Annotated in this window: 2 protein-coding genes; both read right to left on the bottom strand. The window is 29.8% G+C overall.

Annotated features, from left to right (window positions below; translation table 11 throughout):
* Positions 1-515: 515 nt before the first annotated feature.
* Complete coding sequence (locus ACRC28_RS01605) at positions 516-983, bottom strand: DedA family protein (protein WP_438541708.1); 468 nt, start codon at positions 981-983, stop codon at positions 516-518.
* A gap of 248 nt (positions 984-1,231) precedes the next feature.
* The coding region (locus ACRC28_RS01600; RefSeq protein WP_438541707.1) for an ABC transporter permease at positions 1,232-1,938 on the bottom strand (707 nt) is incomplete at its 5' end.

The raw sequence follows: 1,938 nt of genomic DNA, 5'->3' as shown, positions 1-1,938 counted from the left end.
AGACTTTATCTACATTTATTAGATTTATATATATTTTTCTCATTCACTATAATTCGCAACATTATAGCAGTCTTTCTCTCACAAGTAGACCTCTTATGCTTTCACATAAGCGTAGACTATATCTTTATCTCAAAACTTTGAGATACGGTATTTTTCTTCCACCCTTAGCTTGTGGCTTTACTCTCCCTCAAGGAGATAGTCGTTGGAGGTTATCCATATCATTTTAAAGACTTAGGACATTCCCTGCTAAACACCCATTACAAAAACCCTTAGTGCCTAACGTATCTTATATGTCACGATTATCCATTACAAGACCTAATTAGATTTTATTTCAACTTAGGCTATCCTTATTATTTTTTCTGCTTTCGCACCGTTACGCTTACCATTTCTAGTTTCGCTTTGGCCATAAGGCTTTAGGGGTTAAAAGCAATTAACTCCGAGTCTGCACCTATCACTAGATACAGAGGGCTTTCTGTTTTAAATCTATACTTCTATACGTATTTGTATAGTTTTGTTTAAATTTGTTGTAACAGTTTCGTTACCCATATAATCGCTCCAAAAAAAGAACCTGGTGCATACTTTTTATACTTCATATCAGATATTCCTGATAAATATCCTATAACGTGTTTAACTCCTGGTATAAAACAAATAACCATAATAAGAAAAGTTCCATACTTGTTTAAAAGGTCTGAAAACTTATCCATCTTTTCATGACTTAAATGAATCCTCTTTCCATGTTTATAAAAAAACGGTTTTCCAAGCTTCTTTCCTATAAAATATGAAAGAGACATTCCTGTTAAAACCCCAAGTGCAGCACATAGAACTACAAGATAGAAATTAAGCCTTCCTCCATAAACTAAAAAACCGCAATATACAATTAATATTTCTCCTGGAAGAAAAGGAACTCCCATAAGCTCTATGCAAAGTAATCCATATATTAAAATATATCCATACTCAGCTACTAAATTTAAAAAATAGGACAATATTGCCCACCTCCTAATGCCTTATCTCTTTATTATTAACAAAAAAACTTTTTAATACAATCCATGTTATATTAACATTTCATTAAATGTTAATATAACAAACACATCCTCTATTTTTATTGCTCTTTCTTTTGCACAAAAAAAGAAACTACCTTATATCTGGTAATTTCCTTTTGTTTTTTCACTTCTTAATTTAGCTATGTCATAACATAATATACATAAGGTTTTTATGGTTTATATGGAGATTTTTAGTTTTTAATAAATTCTCTTATTTTGAAGCTTCCTAGTGTAAAGAATACTCCTGACATTAATAATAGTATTATAGTTGGTACTATTATTTCCCTTGTTTCTAAGATTTTTAACAGCCACATAAATGGTGATATAATCCCAAGCTTTAATATTGCAGGTGGATTTTCTATCATACTCATAACATTTCCTAGGTTTCCAATTGTAAATAAAATCAGTCCTGATAATACTAAAACAAGTGTTGCTATTCCTTCATTTTTAAACCACCTTATTGCTGCAAGTATCATTGAGGTTGACATTAAGCTTCCAAGTATTATAACTAATGAGACTATTCCAAAGTTTTCAAACTCTAGTTTAAGAATTATTCCGATTATTTTTATAGCTATTATTCCAAGTATACTTTGAAGAATAAAGCTTGATAGGAATATCCCTCCTATTATTTCCACATCAGTATTTGGTGTTGCCATAGTTCTTTTTAATACATTTTCTTTCTTAAATTTTATAATATCTTCTACTATAACTGACCCTGCCATAAGCATAAAATAACATACCATAACTACTGCTGTATTGCTTTTATTTTCTCCCATTGCATCATTTACTAAAAGCTCTGTTTTTAAATAAGTTTCCTCTAATTTATTTGATTCCTTACTTTTCAAATTTTCTTGTACAAAGCTATTTATAATATTATCTATATTTAATGTAGTTCCTC

This window comes from Clostridium sp. (assembly GCF_051650885.1).
In the GTDB taxonomy this organism is placed as follows: Bacteria; Bacillota; Clostridia; order Clostridiales; family Clostridiaceae; genus Clostridium.
Note: the sequence above shows the minus strand (reverse complement) of the source record. Positions and strands in the feature narration are given on the sequence as shown.